A 20573-nucleotide genomic window follows, 5' to 3' on the forward strand; every position below is an offset into this window, starting at 1 on the left:
GTAGCGGCCAAAGTTGCGGATGTGATGGCGGTATTGCCCACACAAGTTGGCGATTGATCAGTACCTGCGTTTGGTTTCACGCAAGCACAATTCGGAATTGTAATTTCTACTGTATCGCTACAAGTAGCCGACGTTGCCCAGATGAATTGATATACACCTGGCACTAAACCTGTGACGGTCGAGGTGGCTGAACTTGAGTTTGTAATAGTAGCGGTATTTGGGGTGTTTCCTACCTGCGTCCAAGCCCCGCCTGCTACGGCGGTAGCGGCCAAAGTTGCGGATGTGATGGCGGTATTGCCCACACAAGTTGGCGATTGATCAGTACCTGCGTTTGGTTTTACGCAAACAGGTGCTTCATTCACCCCAATATCAAATGAGTGGTTGTTTTCGCCTGCATTACCCGTTTTTAGGGTAATCGTACCTGTACTTGTATTGTTATCTATCAACGTTGTTCCAGCACCTGTGGGTGAGAAAGCCGTACAGGTAGCCAACGCTCCTGCCCCTAACGCTGTTTTTACTTTGATGACATAATCTTGATTGGCTTTGAGATTAGTGAAAAACCAGCTCCCTTTCTGACCATTGAGTGTAGCAGAGGTAACCGTTTGTACAGGTGAACCCGTAGCGGTCGTCCCTTCGTAGAGTTCTATTTCTACGCCATCCACACCATCCTCGCCCGCATCCTGGATACCGTCTTTATCAGTATCTTTCCAGATACGGTTTCCGATTTCGATGGGAGCTTCAATGCCCGAAAGTTCTATGTCTCCAAGGCCGTTTGCCTTTGCAAAAATGCCATCAGGATTGCCTCTATAATAAAGTTGGTAATAATCGTTAAAAGACCCGTCGGTGGTTGACAACGTCATCGTTCCTGCATCTCCAGAATTTTTATTCTGAGCAAAAGCTGTCGACATTACTTCACCTTGACCTTTTAAGACAGCTAAGGCACCTGTTGACGATTCTCTATGAGGATCACCAGCTACAGAATTATCATTAAAAAACTCTTTACCACCAGGCCCTTCAGGTGTCAGGGTACTCGACCCTACAAGTACTGAGCCATTGGCTGAGGTAAAAGTGCCATTGTTTTCTAAAGTGAAAGCCCCAGTGCTACAATTTAAGCCAGCAGCCAATATATCTCCTGAAGTCGAAATTGTAACAGATGTTGTGGCGGTTTTTAAATACCTACGATTTTCCTCACCCCATTGGTGCCCAGACCTGTCCATGAAGCCCAGTACCATGTCTCCATTGTCGGTAAACTCAATGTCGGAAAGCAACGGAGTTCCGTACCTTTGAGCTTCCTGGGTAGTAGAGAAAGGATTGCTATTATTGGTCCATGGTTTAGGATCATTCTCTTTGTCATAGGTTAATGGTAAGGTTACTACTGCAGTTGTATTAAATGCGGCCGCTGCTGTTGGATTATTTAATTCAAAGACAGATGCACTTAAGTCTGCTACTGCTCCGCCATCTTCCCCACTACAAATTACCCCGACATATAGCTTATTCCTGAAAAACTTTAGACCCCATGGGCGGTATGTCCCGTTTGTACAAGCTGGGTCAGGAACATCATAGCTGGTGACAGCAACAACCGAGGTTGGATTATAGGCATTGTTCAATTCGAGTCTAAATACTTTTCTTGAATACAAATTCATCACAAAAAGGTATTTGCCATCATCACTGATGTCAATATCGCCTATACCCACTTTGCCCACCTGATCAAAAGCAGCAGGGTCATAGCTGGGATCTAATGGATTTGCAGTGAGGCCTCGTTGGGCGTTTGTGCCGATTACGCCTAAGCCAGATGGTTTTCCTGTTAGTGGGTCATTGGGTGTTCCTAAATAAGTAATCGTAGAATTATCGGCTGCTATCGAATAACTTGTTCCTGAACCATAAGCTGGTGCTGTAGCCAAAGCCCTTGTTCTATGCCCATTGGCATCCATATCATAAAACTCGGTAACATTAAATGAAGTTGCTGTAGGTTCGAGCATGTAGATACCTCCACTACCCAGTTTTCCCAATCCAACATGCCTCTTTAGAAGTGCTGAAGTAAATACTTTTTTGGCTTGTTTACTGTAAGCTACACCCCACGTTGGCCCAATGATTGCGCCATTGACTTTTTGACTTGGTTCTGTGCCTGCACCCGTACCTGTTCCTACAGGGCCTGTATTGGTATAAGGATATCCGACAAACCAATCAGCATCGGCAACCGCTCCCGATACCAAGGGGTCGCCGCTGATATAACAGGGTATAAAAGCATTTACTCCTGTTGTACCCGTATTATAATCGCTCGGATTATGGATGGCAAAATTTACATTGGTCGAGTTACCATTGACAAATTGTATAGATGTGGCATTGCCGGTACCTGCAAAAGAGGCAAAATCAATTCCGGAGTTGGCACATAAACCCGTAGATGGTAACACAAATTCGACTCTAACCGCCGCTGTACCGCAACCCGTCAGCGTATAGTTAGGGGCGGTGCTGCCCGTTGTGACAGCAGTACCGCAAGTTGAGGCACTATTGGCTGAATAGGCATTTACAGTAATACCGGATACCAATGGCTCATTGGTATCTTTGGTTCCGTTGCCATTATAGTCTCTAAACACTGAGCCAGTTACCTGTGCCTGTACGCTCATCAACGAGAGCATCAGCATCAAAAACAGCACTGCACAGACCGTTTGCCGGACAGAAAACAGCCCCCTGAAATTTTTTGAGAGTGAAATAAAATTGGACATAAAAGTAAAGAGTTGATTCGGGTATAAAATCTTTACTTTTATTAGCAAGGTCCGTGCAGAAAGGGATAAATAGGAGTTGATTTGGTGAAGACCTGCTTCAATTTGTATGTAAACTGCTAAAAGACATGGAGAAAGTTGGTATATTTCTGAAAGATGAGGCCTTCACAAAAGCCGTGCTAAAGAAACTTTTGCATGAGGTTGGTATTACACTTTCCTGTTTACCCATAACTCAAAGGTTGTTCCGATACCTTCCCGGCTTTCTACATTTACTTTAATCCCTGCCTGCTGGGCAAACGTACTGATAATGATAAGCCCCAAACCAAGGTTTTGTTGTGTGGGTTGGAATCGTTGAGGGGTATCTAAAACGTTTCTAACCAACTGCAATTGATCTTCCGACATCCCGGTGCCGCTGTCACGGAGGCTGATGTGCACTTGGAAGGGATCAGCAGCGGGTTTTGCTTCTATACGGATACTTCCCTGTGCCAGTGTATGCTGGGTAGCATTGTCGATGAGATTGCGCAGGATGAGGTCGAGGGCATTGGTGTCGGTGTGCACCATAAGGTCAGGGGCACAATCGTATACCAATTCAACGCTTTTGAGAAGTGTCACGGCCTTATATACCGAAACCAACGCTTCCAAAGTCGGTTGTAAGGCAAAAGAAGTGGGGGAAATGACGGTGTTGCCTTTTTGGGATAAAGCCCAGTACATGAGGTTATCAAGCATTTGGCGGATGTAAAGCCCAGATTGGTCAATGGAGCGCGAAAGTTTAATGATGGCCTGTTGGTCGCCGCGCTGGAGCAGTTTGCTGAATACCTCACTCAAGCCATAAAAGGCGTGGAGCGGACGACGCAGGTCGTGGGCAATGATGCGGATAAACTCATCGCGCAGCAGAACGAGGGCATTGAGGCGGGTGTTGGATTGCCGTAAGCGCAGGCCCAAATAGCCCAACGAGGCAGCTACTGCCATGGCAATGAACAGTAGGGTTAGAATGAAGCGGTTTCGATTTTCGGTTTGGGTTGTTTGAAAAGTAAGTTCGGCTATTTGCGCTTGTTTGTTTTGGGCTTGAAATTCAATCAGTTTCTCCTTGCGCTGTTTTTCATAGACAATATCCTTCATGGTGGCGATGCTGTCACCATAAGCAGATGCTTCTTGGTAGCGCCCACGTCGATCCATTTCCTCCTTGGACATTTCGTATAGTGTCAAAAAGAAATAAGGAGTGCTTTTTTTGGAATAGTTACGCAGCAAGACAGCTATTTTGTTGCACAAAGCCAACCGTTCGTCGTAGCGGCCCAATTCCTCACAATCCATGGCTAAGTTTTGAGAAAGAAGAATATTCACCTCGGTTTGGTCGGGCTTGAGTTGCGTCAAAAGTCCTTTGAAGGTAGCATAAGAGGTGGCGTAGTCGCCCTGATATCCGTGTCCAGTACCAATAAAACTTTTGATTGTTATCCGTATGTATTCGTACTCGGGCTTGCTTTGGGCTAGCGCAAGGGCTTTTTGAAGCGATGCTAAACGTTCCTTAAGGTTGCTTTCGTCCGTACTGAGTTGATGCATCAACAAAGCCCTTTCAAGAATAAAATAATCGTGAGCATTAAAACGCGCCTTCAACAATTGCTGGGCTTTTTTTAGAAAATCCTGCGCGGCGTATTTATCGCCTTTGTCCAACGCATTAATCGTGTAATTGGAGGAAGCCAAACCCGAAAGGGTGTATATCATGCCCGAAGTATCTTTGAGGGCCTCAAAATCCTTGAACGCTTGATATTGTTCATTAAAATTGGAGCTTCTCCAGAAGGTGACAATTGCCTTTCCCACAGGCTGATTGAGCCTTTGAGAGAGTTGGCGCATTTCGAGCGTATCGCGATTTATTCGTTCAGGATACGAAAAAAAATAGGTTCTTTTCAGTCGTATCAAATTTTTCAACCGCTCTTCGGTGGGCTTGGGGTGGTTTTTAAGCCAACTTTCAAGGCTGTCCACGTTATTGGTGGGGTAGGTGTCAGAGAAAGTAAAGGTTTGGGCTTGGGCGGCTAAGCCTCCCACAAGGAAAAGGGCAAATGCGAATCGAAAAGCAAAGGTCATGAAGGCAGAGGTTAAAATATTTAGAATGTGCTTTTCTATAAATGTTCTTTGTACTTTTCGATGAATAGTCTGCGAAAAGAACGCCCAATTTCAAAAGTTCTTTTCCGGATCGTTACGGTGTTTTCATTGAGGCTGATGCGCTGGATGAAATCTTTATTAACAAGGACGGACTTATGGATCTGAACAAAACGTTCATCAAGCAATGACAGGAGCTTAGAAAGCGAGAGTTTCTGTACGTATTCGCGCTCGCCGGTTTGGATGGTGCTGTAATTGCCTTCCACTTCTATAAAATGAATTTTATCAAAAGGGATAGCTATTTTTTGGCCGTATCGTAAAGGGACAATCAGGGCTCGCTCAGGCTGAATATTGTCATTCATTAAACGATATGCGGCATTGGCTCCTTTAATGGCTGCGAGTAGCGTAAGGGGATGAAATGGTTTTACGTAAAAAGACGAGAAAGGTATAGAAAGGGTTTGTCCAATATAATGTTTGTCGGCAAACTCCGTAACAAAAATGACGGGAATACCAGGTGGATTAACTTTGAAAAAGTCAAAGGCCAATCCGTCGGGTAATCTCACGTCGGCAAGAATAATGTCCGGTAGAGTTGATAAGAGCAGTTGTCTCGCTTCGGCCATAGAGGTGGCCAGTAAAATTGAAAATTCAAATTCTTCGAGCATGACCTGGAGTTTAATCTGCCAGATGATGTCGTCTTCTATGATTAATACTTTGAGCATTAAAATCTACCAGTTTTGAGAGTGGGTTGCTCCTGACTGCTACTAAGGTAGCAACGGTTTAAATGATATGGATATTTTTTTGAGGATATTCTGCCTAATTTGGTGATAAACTGCATTTTGGACTACATTCATATACTTTTTGTGCTTTTTGTCTACTTAATAGTAAGAATTTGGTAAAGATGGGCAAATAATTGCAATTGCTTATAGAAAATATGACTTTTTAAAACCTATACTTTAGCATTATAATGATGACAACATTGCACCCTACTACCCAACTTAATGATAGAGCACAGATTGTTTTATCCATTGAAATAAAAGACTTGTCGCAAACCATTACCCAATTAGTGCAGCAAGGGATACATTTTACGATCAACTATTCTCCCATGCCGGAAAAATATATGGAGAGGGCAGACGTTGGCTGCGAGTCTTTGGGCATTGAGCCGATTTTCCAAGATGACTCGAATTTAAAATACGTGTTTATGCAAAAAATAGATCAGGTCATTCAGAAATCTATATCGGCAGGTACAACCCCATTGATTCAAGAAGTGGCAAAGGCCACTGAGATGAAGTGCAGTCGGGTAAAAGTGAAGTTAATGGAACTGACAGGTAAGACGTTTTACCAATATTACTTAATAGTAAAGATGGAGTACGCGGCCAAATTGCTGAAGACCGGATACAGAGCGTCACAGGTTTCGGAAAAAATAGGTTACAATCAGCCCATCAAATTCAATAAGATGTTTCAGAAATATTACGGAATGACGCCCTACCGATACCGAAAACAGCATGAATCTGATTAGGCATTGTTAAGAGCCGATACAAAAATAAGGAATAAAAAAGCAGGAGTCATAATTGAGGAGTGGCCGTCGATACGATGAGAAGTTAGAAAAAAGAAAAATCCGTCATCGCGTCCGCGGGCCGCTCGCTCATTCGTCATTCATCATTGTAACGGATGCTCGAGGGACGGTAGCCTGATACACCGGGCATTTACGGCTGTGGTTTGCCAAACGGCTGGTCGAGAAGCTCGACGCATTGATCACTCGATTGGGAGAGGCAACGCCCCACGGTCTATTTAACAATGGTTAGGATAATGCCGTACGTAGTAGTTATTATTTAACCACAGATTTTTTAGGCTGCGTTAAGATTGATTCGGGAATACATGGAAGGCAGGAACGCCGAAGCGGCCCACATCCCGCTGTGGTTGTACCAATACATCTGCGAACCCAAGTCATAGTACCTGCCAGATTACGGCAGGTAGTAGTACTGCACATCGGCTACGGCAGCCTCCTGTGATAGCCGGTGTCACCCCCATCCCATGCCGCCGTACGGAAAGAAGCTCCCCCAACGTGCGAAAAAGCGGTTGAAACGGCCAGGGCAATCATACCGAAAACCACTGACCCTATTTTTACGTACATATTCATGATTCTACGTTTTACAGTAGGGTAGCTACTGATGCAGATATATTGATATCATTCTCAGAGAATCCGGAGAAAAAAGCCGCTCTAAAGAAAGAATTGATTTTTTTTGAAAAATGCCATGAAAATATTGATCATTGAAGACGAAGCATCGCTGGCCTACACCATGCGCGAATACCTCATCGGCGAGGGGCATGTATGTGAGTGGGTTTCGACGATGCCCGCCGCCGAAGAAAAAATCGGGGTGTATGATTACGACTGCGTGTTGGTGGATATTATGTTGCCGGGCCAACCGTTTCATTGGTCGGAACTCAACGCCCGCCTGAAATCAGTGATGCGACGGCGACAAGGCGGGGGTTCAGGAAGGCTTTATCATTACGAAATTGAATGGGTTTCCCCTTCAATTTCGTACAGGAATTTAAGAGGGAAATGGAAGGCAAAAAAGGCGCAAGGGTACAGATCGAAGGAGTTTATTCCGACCGCCGGCCGACAGTTTCTCATTCGGCTTTAACGTATAGTTCATACAACGTTAATTCATGGCTGTATATAGAAGTAAAAGCACTCGGCGTCCTGTTGAGTGCTTTTCTGTTTTAACGGGTTTCGAATGACGAGTTATCTGAATGATGAATTAGCGAGCGGACCGCCGCCATGATGACGAAGTACGAACTTTTCTTTTGTTCTCTGTGTATCCGTTCTCCTATTTTTAACTTCCTGCTTCTGATTTACTCTCTCCTCCCTCCTGACTTCTCACTTCTGTCTCTGACCCGTTTTCCTCGAAAATCAATTCGTTCGTCTATCACCAGCAAATCGGCCCATCGCGTGGTGTAGCAAGGAGAGCGCTGGGTCTGCTGCGTGGTCCAACCTTTTCCCTGTGTGGCAATACGGATGGTATCGCGGCCCAACTTTCGATTGAGGGCATCTACCGCTTGAAAAACGCGGTGGTCTTTGAGTCGTTTGGGTTCATTGATGTCAAAAAGTACGGTTTGGGTGTTGGTTTCTGGCACAAGCCCGCTGACCATTACCCCTGCTTTTTTGTACCGGTATCCTTCTTTGAAAACGAGCTTTAAGGCTTTCAGTGCCATCGTTACCAAGTCAAAACCGCTGTGCGTGGCGGCAGAAAAATGAAGTACTTTGGAGCCAAAATACTGCGGGTCGTTTTCGCGGTGTGGGTTGGTAAACAAAAACAAGTGCAACAGATTGGCGCAGGTTTTTTGCTTACGCAGCTTCTCGCCGCAACGCGCGGCAAAAGTCGCGACGGCCTCCTCAATCAAAGATAGGTCGGTGAGGGTATTTGAAAAAGAACGCGAAACACAGATGCCTTTTTTGGGATGAGGCTCAAGCGTTAAACCGTAGCAAATTTCGCCTCTTAATTCGCGCACCATACGTAAACCCACAATTTTGAGGTGTTTTTGAATCCATGAGTCGGGCATTTGAACGAGGTCAAAAGCGGTTCGGATTTGGTGATCAGCCAAAAAACGGGCGTACCGGCGGCCCACCCCCCAAATATCCTCAACGGGCGTTGCGGCGAGGGCGATGTCGGCCGTAAAATTGTCTTCAATAACAAAAACACCCTCGTCTTTTGCGTGCGCTTTAACGTAGCGATTGGCGGCCTTGGCCAACGTTTTGGTGGGGGCAATGCCCAGCGAAACGGGGATGCCCGTCCACTGCCGAATCGTTTGCCGAATCTCCTGACCAAACACATATAAATCATGGTACGGCATTTGTCGTAAATCCAAAAAAGCCTCGTCGATGGAATACACCTCCAATTGCGGTACGAGTGCATGAAGGCTTTGCATGACGCGGTTGGAAAGGTCGCCATAAAGTGCGTAATTGGAGGAAAAGACTTCGACCTTGTGTTGTTTAATCAAGGATTCGATTTGGTATAGCGGCACGCCCATTGGGATATTTAACTTCTTGGCCTCGTCAGAACGGGCAATAATGCAGCCGTCGTTGTTAGACAAAACTACGATGGGCTTTTTTTTCAGTTTAGGCTGAAAAATCTGTTCACAGGAAGCGTAGAAATTGTTGCAATCGATGAGTGCGTACATTCTATTGCTTTTGGGTTTTGTGAATGATGTACGTCACGACCCCCCAAACCTTAAAATCATTGGCCTCGGTAATGGCAACGGGGTCGTAGGAAGGATGCTCAGGCAATAAAAAAGTTTGTCCTTGTTCTATACGTAAGCGTTTGACCGTAAATTCGCCGTCCAATATCCCAATGATAATGCTTCCGTTTTGGGCGCTGAGGGAGCGGTCTACCAGCAAGATGTCGCCATCGTATACGCGTGCTCCTTCCATCGAATTGCCGCGCACGCGGATGCAAAAAGTGCTGTAAGGGCGCTCTATGAGGTGCGAGTTGAGGTCCAGAGAAAGTTCGGTGTAATCATCGGCTGGGGAAGGAAAACCAGCCGAAACGGTAGCGCTGACCAAAGGGATGAAAACGGTAGGAAAATAAAAGTTCATGAATAACAATCAGTTAAGGATGCTGTATTGGTATATAAAGCAATAAATAGTTGTTTTATTTGTCTTTTGGTTAAAAAATATGTATTTTAGTTGCAAATATTACTCGTAATGTAAATAATATGCAAGAAAAAGTGAATAATTTTGCTCAAAATCTTTCTTATCTGCGGAGTAAACTAGACGGGAAGGTATCTCAACAGCGCTTGGCCGATGAGTTAGGGATAAAAAAATCTACCTTGGCAGCGTATGAATTGGGCAGAGCGGAGCCGAGTTTTGAAGATTTGATTCGTCTGGCTACGTTTTTCTCGATTCCTATCGACGGGTTTTTGCGCAAGGATTTACGTAACGATACGCGCCCTGTGTCAACCAACGGTGACCTTCGGGTGTTGGTAACCACCGTTGACCCCCAAAACCGCGAAAATATTGAGTTTGTGCCTGTTCGGGCCATGGGAGGCTATGCCGAAGGCTACGGCGACATTGACTACATCAACCGCCTGCCGGCGTTTCAGGTGCCTTTCCTATCGCGTGACTGCAAGTACCGGGCATTTCCGTACGAAGGAGATTCTATGCCGCCCCTGCGCGAAGGCTCAGTGGTGTTTGGAGAGTACATTGACCAATGGGACGGCGTCAAAAACGGCACCATCTGCCTTGTGGTGACCAAAGATGAAGGCGTTGTGCTAAAAAAAGTATTTAACTACTTGGAAGACAAAGGGGTGCTGGTGCTTAAGTCGCTCAACGAGCGCTATGCACCTTACCCAGTTCGTCGCGAAGAAATTCAGGAATTGTGGCGTTTTGCGGGCTATTTTGATTCAGAATTTCCAATGGGGTAATATTGGGCGATGTGGGTGCGGGAGGTTTCTTAAAACCGACCGCAACCCATGTCTATATTTCTTTCTTCATCAAAAAATCATTCTGAACTTCGGTGCCGAGCGTAAAAGAATGCGCTCCAAAGCGCTCGAAACCCATTTTTTCGTAGAACCGAATGGCTTTGGGATTGTGTTCCCAAACGCCGAGCCAAACCACTTCTGCGGCGCTTTTTTTGGCCCATTCTAGGCAGGATTGCATGAGTTGCGCGCCTAATTGTTGGCCATGGTAGGCCTTATCTAAGTAAATTCGTTCAATTTCCAACGCTTTTTTGTTTTCTAGCCCTTCTGCCGAATGGTTTTGAACGAGCTTGGCAAAACCAATCAATGCGCTTTGCTTTTCAACAATCAAATAGTGGACATTTTCATTCCGTAATTCGAGCTGAACTTGGGTTAATCCAAACCGCGTTGATATATACAGCTGCATGTTGGTGGGTGTGTTGTAGCTGGCATAGGTGTCAACGAAGGTCTTTTCCATCAAATCGCGTAAGGGGGGAGCATCCGACCACTGGGCCGGGCGAATGGTAAATTGGGTGGTTATTGCGTTCATATTATCCAGCAATTTTGTATTCGTAAAATACAGTGTCAAGCGCCATGGCGGGAAACTGGGGGGGGAGCGTCGATTTTGGCAGTTGCACAAAACCGTTTTTTTCGTAAAAACGCATGGCCGCCTGAAGTCGGGGCAGAGTCCCTAAATAAATAGCGGTCAGGCCGTGTTGGCGGCAATGCTCAAGCATGGCATTCAAAAGCAGGGTAGCAATACCCAGTTCTTTGCCCCGAAAATCTTGATGAACAAACATCTTACGGATTGCGCCCATTTGGTCGCCGATGTCAATCAACGCAATGGTTCCGACCACCTGCCCCTCGTTTAAGGCTACCCAAAAAGCCCCTTTGTTATGACAATAAAACGATGGAATGGTCAATAAATCGGGCTGGTCGGCCAAGGTGATGGGAATGTTGAACTCGTTTTGTTGAATTCCTAAAATCAAGTCAATGACGGACTGTTGATGTGCTTCGCTGTAATGGGCAATTTGAATCATATTATTGTATTAGATGGGTTCCTACTTGCTGACGACAAACCTCCCCGCAAGCGCGGAGAGGTTTTGGGGTCATAAAAGACAACTAAAAATCGTATTGGAAAGTGAGTACGATGAACAAAGTAACAAAAGCCGTTTAATAATCAGAAATGCTATTTTTTTACTGATTTATGCTTAATTTGTATAAGTGTATAAAATCAATGGCCCAAAGTCTAACGTCTACCTAATCTTCTGTTCAACATGGATATTCGTCAACTTACCTATTTTCTGGGCGTTGCGGAAGAGCTACACTTTTCGCGGGCGGCAGAAAAATTGTTTATCGTACAGCCTGCTTTGAGCCGGCAGATTCAGCAATTGGAGGAAGAGTTGGGCGTTTTGCTTTTTGAACGGGACAAACGAAATGTAAAACTGACCGCTGCGGGGAGTTATTTTCGGGACGAAATCAACCGCCTCCAACATCAGCTTACTTATATCACCGAGCAAACGCGTCGTATTCACAGCGGGGCCGTGGGTAAAATTAGGATGGGGCATCCTGGCTCCGCCTTGTATTCGATTTTGCCCGAAGTCCTGGCCATGATGCACGAGCGTTTTCCATTTGTCAATGTGCAATTGACCGAAATTGCCGAATTGGAACTGATGGAGGCCCTGAAAAACTACGACATCGACGTTGGTTTTACGCGTGAGATTACCGTTGACCCGCGTTTTTCGACGGATTTGTTGTTTGAAGAACATTTTGCGTTGGTTGTGCCGAGCGATTTTCCGCTCAATGATTCCAATTTTGAAGACATCAGTCAGTGCCGAACGGCGGAGTTTATTTTGCCGAAAATCGACGTTGACATCAATTATGGGAAAATATTACACGGCATCTTTGAAGAAAAAGGCTTCCGTCCCAAAGTGGTGTATCATTCCAACTACGGCGCGACTATTTTGCGGTTGGTCGAAAAAAAACTCGGGCTTTCGGTATTGCCAATTTCGTATCGCGAGGGCGCATCGTTGTTGGGCGTTCGTTTTTTAAAACTGCCTACTGTCACGCAGTTGTACCTCATTTGGCGGGCCGATGATACCAATGCGGTGCTGCCGCACCTGCGAGAAATTGCCCAAGCAGCCGTCAAAAGACTGTGTTTAGACGAATTGTAAAGGCGCAAAATTTGAGGTCGCTACGGTTTTACAAATTTTTCTTTTTTGTGTTTCCAACGGTTGTGCGACCACAACCACTCGGATGGATGGCGTTGGATAGCGGCTTCCAACAGGTTTTTGTAGGAATTGGTAATGGCGCCTTCGGGCAAATCGTCGTACGGCGGCTCGGCTACGGAGTGGAATAAAACGATATAATACCCCCGACTTTTGCGGTACATTTCGCCAAATACGACGGGCATTTTGGTGGTACGGGCTATTTTTTCGGTGCCCGGAAAGAAGCCCGTTTCTCGGTTCAAAAACGGGAGCCAGTGGGCATGTTCGGGTTCGTGGGGCGATTGGTCGGCCACGAGACCCGTTGTACGAATGATTTTTCGGCGAGCCACGATTTCACGCATCAAACGTTGCATCGGAATAGGGTACACCCCAAACGAAGAGCGCACTTTTATCATAAACTCGTCTGATTGCTTGTTGGTCAGGGTTTTGTACACTACATCTACGGGAATGCCGCGCGTAGTCAACGCTCCCGGTACCCATTCCCAGTTGGCAATGTGGGCGCTAAAAGACAGAAAAGACTGCCCTTGGTCTACGTAGTTTTTGATTAACTCAAAATTTTCAATTTGCACCCGCTCCTGAATCTCTTCGGGACTCAAATACGGCAGTTTGAGGGTTTCAACGAATAAGTCGGCCAGCAATTGGTAAAACTTTTTCCTAATTTCTTGAATCTCTTTGGGTGTTTTTTCGGGAAATGACTCCGTTAAATGTTTAGTAACAAGTTTTTTGCGATAACCGACTACATAATAAATTAGCACGTAAAAAACGTCGGATAATTTATATAAAAACGCCAGAGGCAAACGCCCCAACCAGCCCAAAAACCACATTTGATGCGATGATTTACGATTGCCAAAATACAACGGGGGGACCGTTGGTCAAGGAAATCTTTTAAAAAAAGAATTTTAGCGCGCAAAATTAGTAAATCAACCGATGTGTTTTACTTCTTAGTTCTATAATCAACAAATAGAACGATGTCTCGACCTTACCTTCTTGCCGAAACCCACTGGAAAGCCGTAAAAATGACCGACTATGACGCGGCCGTTTTGCCTTGGGGTGCTACCGAAGCCCATAACTATCACTTGCCCTACGCCACCGACAACTACGAAGCCGACGCCCTAGCCGCTGAAGCGGCGCGTTTGGCGTGGGAGGCGGGTCGAAAAGTACTGGTGTTGCCCACGATTCCGTTTGGAGTTAATACGGGCCAAGCCGACATTAGGCTGTGCATGAACCTCTACCCAAGTACGCAAATGGCCATATTGCGGGATTTGGCCGAAGTAGTGGCCCGAAGTGGCATAAAAAAATTACTGATTTTCAACAGCCACGGCGGCAACGATTTTAAACAGATGGTGCGGGAAGTGGGGACGCAATTTCCTGAACTATGGATAAGTACTTGTTTTTGGTTCAAAGCCTTAGATGGGTCGGCGTATTTTGCAAACCCCGGCGACCATGCCGACGAAACCGAGACCAGCCTGCTGCTGCACCTGCATCCTGAGCTGGTGCTCCCGCTGGTAGAAGCGGGCGAAGGGCGCGCCAAAAAAACAAACATCAGCGCCATGCGCGAAGGCTGGGCGTGGGCCGAGCGTAAATGGAGTCAGGTAACGGAAGATACGGGCGTCGGGAATCCCAAAGAGGCCACCGCCGAGAAAGGCGCGCGTTTTTATACCGACTTGACCCAAAAATTAGGGCAATTTTTCATCGAATTGGCCGATGCTGATGTAAATCAGTTGTATGAGTAAGCCCCCATGTTTCTCTACCGTAAAAGGCAAAAACGGCATTTTTAATTTTATTGAAATTTGTACTTTCCTCATTTTTGGTATCGGCAAAGAAGGTTTTGCAAAATTTTTTTATCATTTTTTTGATATTATCATTCAAATTACTTTATTTACATAATCACTTATTTATAAACCAAATTGTCGGCCAGAATAGAATTACAGTACTTACCCTCATTGGAGTACTTTGCTTGTTTGTTAAAATATGGGGAGATAGAGATTGAAGCGCAGGAGTATTTCCTAAAACAAACCTATCGAAATCGCTGCCACATTCTGACCGCCAACGGCGTAGATACGTTGATTGTTCCGGTAGTTCATTCGGAACCCAAAATGCCCATTAAAGAAGTAAAAATTGATTATTCGCAGCCTTGGGTAAAACGACATTGGGGGGCTATCGTAGCCGCTTACGCCAAAGCCCCTTATTTTGAGTATTTTGGTACAGATTTTGAACGCGTTTTTCAGAGAAAACCCACTTTTCTGTTTGACTTAAATTGGGAGCTACTGACAATCTGTCTGCGGCTGTTGAGACTAAAGCCGACAATACGTCTGACCGAAACGTACCAACCCACGGTAGAAAATGGCCAATTTGACGCACTTTCGTTGGTGCATCCCAAAAAGGGCTACGGGCACAACAATTTATACGTTCCCGTTGTTTATCAACAAAACTTCGGGCGAGAATTTGTCCCTAATTTGAGTGTGATTGACTTGCTGATGTGTCAGGGAGCGGAGGCCACAAACATCTTAAAGCGGTCAGTTTTCGTAAATTGAACGAAGTAGGAGGTTTATTCGTTAAGAAGTTGATACATAAGCTAGCTATACTCCTCCATTCCAACCGTGAAGAAACCATAATTAAATGGAAGCAAAATTTTCAAACCGCGTAAAAGAAGTCATTTCACTCAGCCGTGAAGAAGCCTTGCGTTTGGGTCATGATTATATCGGCACCGAGCATCTTATTCTGGGAATGATAAGAGAAGGAGAAGGAGTAGCGTTGGCTTTATTGAAGAAACTTGGGGTTTCTTTGGACGAACTCCGCGTAACCATTGAACAGGTTACGAAAGGAACGGCGACCAACAACGTGAAAAATCTGGCCAATATTCCATTGACCCGGCAGTCTGAAAAGGTGTTGAAAATCACCTACTTAGAAGCAAAAATTTTTAAAAGCCCACTTATAGGTACGGAGCACCTGCTACTGTCCATTCTGCGTGACCCCGACAATCTGGCCTCGCAGATTTTAGCCAAGTTCAATGTAAACTATGAAATCGTTAAGGAAATGTTAGAGTATCAATCATCAGGCACCAAACCCCATGCGGGGCCCGAAACTGACGACGACGACGAACGGAGTATGTTCGGAGGCGGTGCTCAGCAAGGCAAAGACCCCAAAAATACCGAAAAATCTCGCACGCCTGTATTAGACAACTTCGGTAGAGACCTAACCAAAATGGCAGAATTGGGCAAATTAGACCCTATTGTTGGCCGTGAAAAAGAAATTGAACGTGTAGCGCAGGTACTGAGCCGCCGTAAGAAAAACAACCCCGTACTCATCGGTGAGCCGGGCGTTGGTAAGACGGCCATCGCGGAAGGCCTAGCGTTAAGAATTGTACAAAAGAAAGTTTCGCGTGTCTTGTTCGGCAAGCGCGTCGTAACCCTGGATTTGGCCTCACTCGTGGCAGGAACCAAATACCGCGGGCAGTTTGAAGAGCGCATGAAAGCGGTTATGAATGAACTGGAAAAATCGCCCGAGGTGATTCTGTTCATTGATGAGTTGCACACCATCGTGGGCGCGGGGGGCGCTTCTGGTTCGCTGGATGCCTCCAATATGTTCAAGCCTGCATTAGCCCGGGGCGACATCCAATGCATTGGAGCCACTACGCTCGACGAATACCGTCAGTACATCGAAAAAGATGGTGCCTTGGCCCGTCGTTTTCAGATTGTAATGGTCGATGCTCCAAGCGTAGAAGAGACCATTGAGATTTTGAACAACATCAAAGATAAGTACGAAGACCACCATCACGTAAACTATACGGACGAAGCCATTGCGCAGGCCGTGAAACTGTCGGAAAGATACATTACCGACCGCTTCTTGCCCGACAAGGCCATCGACGTAATGGACGAAGTAGGTGCCCGTGTACACATCAGCAATATTACCGTTCCCGAAGATATTGTGGTGTTGGAACAGCAGATTGAGGAAGTGAAAAAGCAGAAAAACCTCGTGGTGAAAAGCCAGAAATACGAGGAAGCCGCTCAACTTCGCGACCGTGAGAAGAAATTGTTAGATCAACTCGACCGCGCCAAAATTGCGTGGGAAGAGGAAACCAAAAAACGCCGCTATACCGTTACGGATGATAACGTGGCCGAAGTAGTAGCCATGATGACGGGAATTCCCGTGAATCGGGTGGCGCAAAACGAAGGCCAGAAATTGCTCGGTATGGGTGATGAACTCAAAAACCGCGTTATTGGTCAAAATACACCGATTGAAAAACTGACTAAAGCCATCCAACGGACGCGGGTAGGATTGAAAGATCCTAAGAAGCCCATTGGTTCGTTTATCTTCCTCGGCCCAACGGGTGTAGGGAAAACGGAATTGGCGAAGGTATTGGCTACCTACCTGTTTGATAAGGAAGATGCGCTCGTTCGTATCGACATGAGCGAATACATGGAGAAATTCAGCGTATCACGCTTGATTGGAGCGCCTCCAGGCTACGTAGGTTATGAAGAAGGCGGGCAGCTAACCGAAAAAATCCGTCGTAAGCCGTACAGCGTGGTGCTTTTGGACGAAATCGAAAAAGCCCACCCAGATGTATTCAATATCTTACTTCAAGTGCTGGACGACGGTATTTTGACCGATGGTCTAGGACGGCGGGTTGACTTCCGTAACACCATCATCATCATGACCTCCAACATTGGAGTACGTGACCTGAAGGATTTTGGTTCGGGCATTGGTTTTGCCACCAAGTCAAAATCTGAAAATCCAGATGACCAAATGAAGAGCACCATTCAGAGTGCATTGCGTAAAGCATTCTCGCCTGAATTCCTCAACCGTCTGGACGACGTGATTGTGTTTAACTCGTTACAACGTGAAGATATCCATCGCATCATTGATATTTCGTTGGGTAAATTGTTTAACCGCGTAACTAACCTTGGATATCAGGTAGAACTGACGGAAAAAGCCAAAGATTTCTTATCAGAAAAAGGCTACGACCAACAGTACGGTGCCCGTCCGCTCAACCGCGCTATTCAAAAATATCTCGAAGATCCCGTCGCAGAAGAAATTCTTAAAGGGGATTTGCGCGAAGGCGATACACTTTTGGCCGACCATGAAGATGGCGCTGAAACCCTCGTGATTACGGTTAGAAAAAAAGAGGAAGAAGTGATAAACTAAAGTTTGGTTTTGTCTAAAAATATTCCCTCCAATACACTTTAAGCTGTTGTGGAATATATTTTCTCTAAAAATATACTTCTAAGTGAAAAAGGGTACGATTTTTGTCGTACCCTTTTTTGTTTGTAACAATAGAGCTGTGCCAAATGAACTTACCTCTACTCAATGATTTGCGGGGAATTGCAATGGACAAAAAAGCGTCTATCCAGTTCATGGACCGGATAGACGCTAGGTACCTTTTTGATAAAACGCATCTGGAAGAGATAATCCAGAAAATTCGGCCGCATTACCAATTGATTCATTTTGAGGGAAAAAGGCTTTTTCAGTACGATACGCTTTATTTTGATACCCCAGAGCGTCTTTTTTATTACCAACATTTGGCTGGGAAGTTGAACCGCTACAAAATCCGTAGTTGTCGGCAAGTTGAAACCAATGAGCAGTATTTTGAACTAAAATTTCGAAACAATAAAAGTTTTACTCGCATACAACGTATACAGCTCGAAGATTTGTCGGAAGATATTTCAGGAAATGGTAGACAGTTGCTGCTCCAAAATATACCAATCGACGTGTCAAGTTTAGAGCCAGCAGTTTGGATTTACTACCATCGCATTATGTTGGTCCATCCAGAAACAAGAGAGAGATTGACGTTTGATTTAAACGTGTGGTTTCGATGGCGTTCAAAATCGGTGGCGTATCCGAACTTAGTCATTGCGGATGTCCAGCAAGAAAAAGGGAGCGTCAGCCCGTTCAAAAATCTAATGAAAGAAAAAGAGATTCGGGAGGGAGGCGTTAGTAAATACTGCTTAGGACTTGCCAGCGTAGAGCCTTCATTGAAGGCAAATGCCATCAAACCGATTCTGACTAGAATTAACCGACTAAATAAGTGTTGAAAAGCTCGAAACAACGTTACGAATATGTCCAATGTTTTACTTAATGAACTCATTTTTCAAATTGGCCTTGATGTGTTTAGCATGGCGATTTTGCTGTGGCTGATCTACTATCCCATTTATCGAAACCGCGAGTTTATTTTTTCTTTTTTTGCTTTTAATCTCATAATCTTCTCCGTAACCTATCTAATCAATAAGGTAGAGGTTTCGATGGGTGCCGCTTTTGGGCTGTTTGCGGTATTTTCGATGCTACGTTATCGAACAGAAGGTATAACCATGCGAAATATGACCTATCTTTTTCTGTCCATTGCGTTAGGACTCATTCATGGGCTGTCGGCCAATTCTGTCGGAATTACGGCCATTCTTACCACAGTGATGCTGTTTTTGACCTTTCTTTTTGACGGTGATTTTGTCTTTCCGAGGGAATACAGCAAGGAAATTATGTACGACAAAATTTCGCTCACCTCCGCCGCGCGTCGTGAAGAATTGATGGCTGATTTGCGGGATCGCACCGGACTAAAAATCATCCGAATCGAAATCGATAAGCTTGATTTTTTGCACGACATGGCATTTTTGAGGATTTATTATTACCTCTAAATAGTCACCGATTCTTCTTTAGATACGCTTTCTTTGGGTTTTAAACCAAACAAAATTTGGGTGAGGATAAAGGGTTTTATCAGCCAATGATAAAGCAAGGCTACAATTGAAAAGCAAATGCAAATCAAAAGCGTGAGTTTAACAACAATGGGTAGAGACCATTGTACAATAAAATACCCCGCTACGACAATCACCGTTTGATGAAGAATGTAATAGGGGTACACGGCCTGATTGGTATATTTTAAAAATGGTGTAGAAAAATTCAGGTGTTGTTTCGCAAATCCTATTGCGGCCAGAATCAACGTCCAGATGTGGACGGAATTTAAAACCCCGTAGAGATGCAGTCGGCTGTCGTTTACTTTGGGTAAATCTAAAGTCCACCAATACTTATAAAATAAGATGCCAATGCAGACGAGCGCCGTGCTTAGATAATAAAAACGGAAGCGGTCACAAGTTTGCCAAAAGGCGTTACTTCCTCCCAAAAGATACCCATACACCACGAACGTAAGCGACGACGCAAACAAAAACCAATCGTCGAGCAGACTTTGCTGCTCGGGATAATCGAGGTACAGGGTAAAATAATACAGCGCGAAAGGAAGCACCAACGCACCTACGGCCAAAGGATGCGTGAGACGATTCGTTATTTTTTCCTTCCAAGCATTGACTGCTTTTAATTTAAAAACGGAAAAAACGGGTAGTAGCAAAAGACAAAACACAAACAAGTAGACGACAAACCATAAATGACTCCAGGTGAGGGTTCCGTCGGGGTAGGGTACAAACTCCCAAACGCTGGGATAAAACGCGGCATAGCTACCCGTAAACTGCCCCCGTTGCAATCGCTCGATGTACACCTGCGCGGGAATCATGAAAAACATGGCAAACAGCAAAGGAATCAATAAACGAACTACCCGCTCAATGGCAAACATCCCTACTGACCGTTTTTTTAGCGAAAAGTGAATCCCTACCCCTGAAATGAAAAACAGCAGTGGTAGGCGCCATTGGTGTAGCCAATAAATTAAGCGCGTTAGCGCGACAGAGGTCTCCGCATTTTTCACTTCCCAGTTGAAAGTGACAAAAGGCATGGCGCAATGAAAAAAAATCAGCAAAAAAAAGGCCAATACCCGTATCCAATCAAGGTAGTGGCGACGTTGGGAACGTGAGTGCATCAGAGTGGCTGTAAGTTTTTTACAGTCAGATGCAAATGGACAAACAAAAGGTTGCGTCGTGGTGGTGGTTTTCGTGGACTAATTTTGCGTCTTTATAGGGATGTTTTTGCCTTTATTCAATCCGTATTTTGTTGCAAGGGTTGTCGCAATAAGCAAAAACCCCCAAAATATTGCTATTTCAGGGGTTTTGTGGTGATGGACGGAATCGAACCGCCGACACAAGGATTTTCAGTCCTTTGCTCTACCGACTGAGCTACATCACCGTTTCAGTCGCTTTCCCTATTG

General features: G+C 45.2%; 19 protein-coding genes and 1 tRNA gene. 9 read left to right on the forward strand and 11 right to left on the reverse strand.

Going from position 1 to position 20573, the window contains the following annotated elements:
• From GVN20_RS23375 to GVN20_RS23385, 3 genes are all read right to left on the reverse strand, one after another.
• Positions 1 to 2723: SdrD B-like domain-containing protein (locus GVN20_RS23375; protein ID WP_166560670.1), on the reverse strand; the 2723-nt coding region annotated here is incomplete at its 3' end.
• A 204-nt stretch (positions 2724 to 2927) separates the two neighbouring features.
• Positions 2928 to 4799 (reverse strand): sensor histidine kinase KdpD, encoded by a 1872-nt coding sequence (locus GVN20_RS23380; RefSeq protein WP_166560671.1) that lies wholly within the window; start codon positions 4797 to 4799, stop codon positions 2928 to 2930.
• Between the two features lie 35 nt (positions 4800 to 4834).
• On the reverse strand, positions 4835 to 5533 hold the full coding sequence (locus GVN20_RS23385) for a LytTR family DNA-binding domain-containing protein (RefSeq protein ID WP_166560672.1): 699 nt from the start codon (positions 5531 to 5533) through the stop codon (positions 4835 to 4837).
• Between the two features lie 245 nt (positions 5534 to 5778).
• Between GVN20_RS23385 and GVN20_RS23390 the strand changes: the two genes are divergently transcribed.
• A complete protein-coding gene (locus GVN20_RS23390; protein WP_166560673.1) occupies positions 5779 to 6330 on the forward strand; it encodes an AraC family transcriptional regulator in 552 nt (183 codons plus the stop codon).
• Positions 6331 to 6804: 474 nt separating this feature from the next.
• On the opposite strand, the gene GVN20_RS23395 is transcribed toward GVN20_RS23390, so the two are convergent.
• Complete coding sequence (locus tag GVN20_RS23395) at positions 6805 to 6951, reverse strand: hypothetical protein (RefSeq protein WP_166560674.1); 147 nt, start codon at positions 6949 to 6951, stop codon at positions 6805 to 6807.
• 115 nt (positions 6952 to 7066) lie between these two features.
• On the opposite strand from GVN20_RS23395, the gene GVN20_RS23400 reads away from it, so the two are divergent.
• The gene (locus GVN20_RS23400) at positions 7067 to 7456 is read left to right on the forward strand and encodes a response regulator transcription factor (RefSeq protein ID WP_166560675.1); all 390 of its coding nucleotides are present in this window, start codon (positions 7067 to 7069) and stop codon (positions 7454 to 7456) included.
• Positions 7457 to 7667: 211 nt separating this feature from the next.
• Here GVN20_RS23400 and GVN20_RS23405 read toward each other — a convergent pair whose 3' ends face one another.
• Both GVN20_RS23405 and GVN20_RS23410 read right to left on the reverse strand, forming a co-directional pair.
• Positions 7668 to 8993 carry a Y-family DNA polymerase gene (locus GVN20_RS23405; protein WP_166560676.1) on the reverse strand — a complete coding sequence of 442 codons (1326 nt, stop codon included), beginning with the start codon at positions 8991 to 8993 and terminating at the stop codon, positions 7668 to 7670.
• Between the two features lies 1 nt (position 8994).
• Positions 8995 to 9408 (reverse strand): LexA family transcriptional regulator, encoded by a 414-nt coding sequence (locus GVN20_RS23410; RefSeq protein WP_166560677.1) that lies wholly within the window; start codon positions 9406 to 9408, stop codon positions 8995 to 8997.
• 119 nt (positions 9409 to 9527) lie between these two features.
• On the opposite strand from GVN20_RS23410, the gene GVN20_RS23415 reads away from it, so the two are divergent.
• Entirely contained in the window at positions 9528 to 10235 is a 708-nt protein-coding gene (locus GVN20_RS23415; protein ID WP_166560678.1) for a LexA family transcriptional regulator, read from the forward strand.
• A gap of 52 nt (positions 10236 to 10287) precedes the next feature.
• Here the strand turns inward: GVN20_RS23415 and GVN20_RS23420 are convergent, their stop codons facing one another.
• Together GVN20_RS23420 and GVN20_RS23425 are read right to left on the reverse strand one after the other, a co-directional pair.
• A complete protein-coding gene (locus tag GVN20_RS23420) occupies positions 10288 to 10818 on the reverse strand; it encodes a GNAT family N-acetyltransferase (protein WP_166560679.1) in 531 nt (176 codons plus the stop codon).
• Position 10819: 1 nt separating this feature from the next.
• Positions 10820 to 11308 carry a GNAT family N-acetyltransferase gene (locus GVN20_RS23425; RefSeq protein WP_166560680.1) on the reverse strand — a complete coding sequence of 163 codons (489 nt, stop codon included), beginning with the start codon at positions 11306 to 11308 and terminating at the stop codon, positions 10820 to 10822.
• Positions 11309 to 11545: 237 nt separating this feature from the next.
• On the opposite strand from GVN20_RS23425, the gene GVN20_RS23430 reads away from it, so the two are divergent.
• The gene (locus GVN20_RS23430; protein ID WP_166560681.1) at positions 11546 to 12442 is read left to right on the forward strand and encodes a LysR family transcriptional regulator; all 897 of its coding nucleotides are present in this window, start codon (positions 11546 to 11548) and stop codon (positions 12440 to 12442) included.
• Between the two features lie 20 nt (positions 12443 to 12462).
• Here the strand turns inward: GVN20_RS23430 and GVN20_RS23435 are convergent, their stop codons facing one another.
• Complete coding sequence (locus tag GVN20_RS23435; protein WP_166560682.1) at positions 12463 to 13320, reverse strand: lysophospholipid acyltransferase family protein; 858 nt, start codon at positions 13318 to 13320, stop codon at positions 12463 to 12465.
• 144 nt (positions 13321 to 13464) lie between these two features.
• Here GVN20_RS23435 and GVN20_RS23440 point away from each other — a divergent pair, with 144 nt between their 5' ends.
• The 5 genes from GVN20_RS23440 to GVN20_RS23460 all read left to right on the forward strand — a co-directional run bounded on the left by GVN20_RS23440 (position 13465) and on the right by GVN20_RS23460 (position 19122).
• The gene (locus tag GVN20_RS23440) at positions 13465 to 14229 is read left to right on the forward strand and encodes a creatininase family protein (RefSeq protein WP_166560683.1); all 765 of its coding nucleotides are present in this window, start codon (positions 13465 to 13467) and stop codon (positions 14227 to 14229) included.
• A 174-nt stretch (positions 14230 to 14403) separates the two neighbouring features.
• Positions 14404 to 15030 (forward strand): WbqC family protein, encoded by a 627-nt coding sequence (locus tag GVN20_RS23445; RefSeq protein ID WP_166560684.1) that lies wholly within the window; start codon positions 14404 to 14406, stop codon positions 15028 to 15030.
• Between the two features lie 85 nt (positions 15031 to 15115).
• Entirely contained in the window at positions 15116 to 17641 is a 2526-nt protein-coding gene (locus GVN20_RS23450; protein ID WP_114459184.1) for an ATP-dependent Clp protease ATP-binding subunit, read from the forward strand.
• 143 nt (positions 17642 to 17784) lie between these two features.
• Positions 17785 to 18528, forward strand: a complete 744-nt coding sequence (locus tag GVN20_RS23455) for a VTC domain-containing protein (RefSeq protein ID WP_166560685.1) — start codon at positions 17785 to 17787, stop codon at positions 18526 to 18528.
• Between the two features lie 24 nt (positions 18529 to 18552).
• Positions 18553 to 19122, forward strand: coding sequence for a DUF4956 domain-containing protein (locus GVN20_RS23460; protein WP_166560686.1), 570 nt, complete (start codon positions 18553 to 18555; stop codon positions 19120 to 19122).
• Here the strand turns inward: GVN20_RS23460 and GVN20_RS23465 are convergent.
• Entirely contained in the window at positions 19119 to 20288 is a 1170-nt protein-coding gene (locus GVN20_RS23465; RefSeq protein WP_166560687.1) for an acyltransferase family protein, read from the reverse strand. The genes GVN20_RS23460 and GVN20_RS23465 overlap by 4 nt on opposite strands.
• A 190-nt stretch (positions 20289 to 20478) precedes the next feature.
• Positions 20479 to 20551 (reverse strand) — tRNA-Phe (locus GVN20_RS23470).
• Positions 20552 to 20573 lie beyond the last annotated feature (22 nt).

It is taken from the genome of Runella sp. CRIBMP (genome assembly GCF_009905605.1).
GTDB lineage: Bacteria > Bacteroidota > Bacteroidia > Cytophagales > Spirosomataceae > Runella.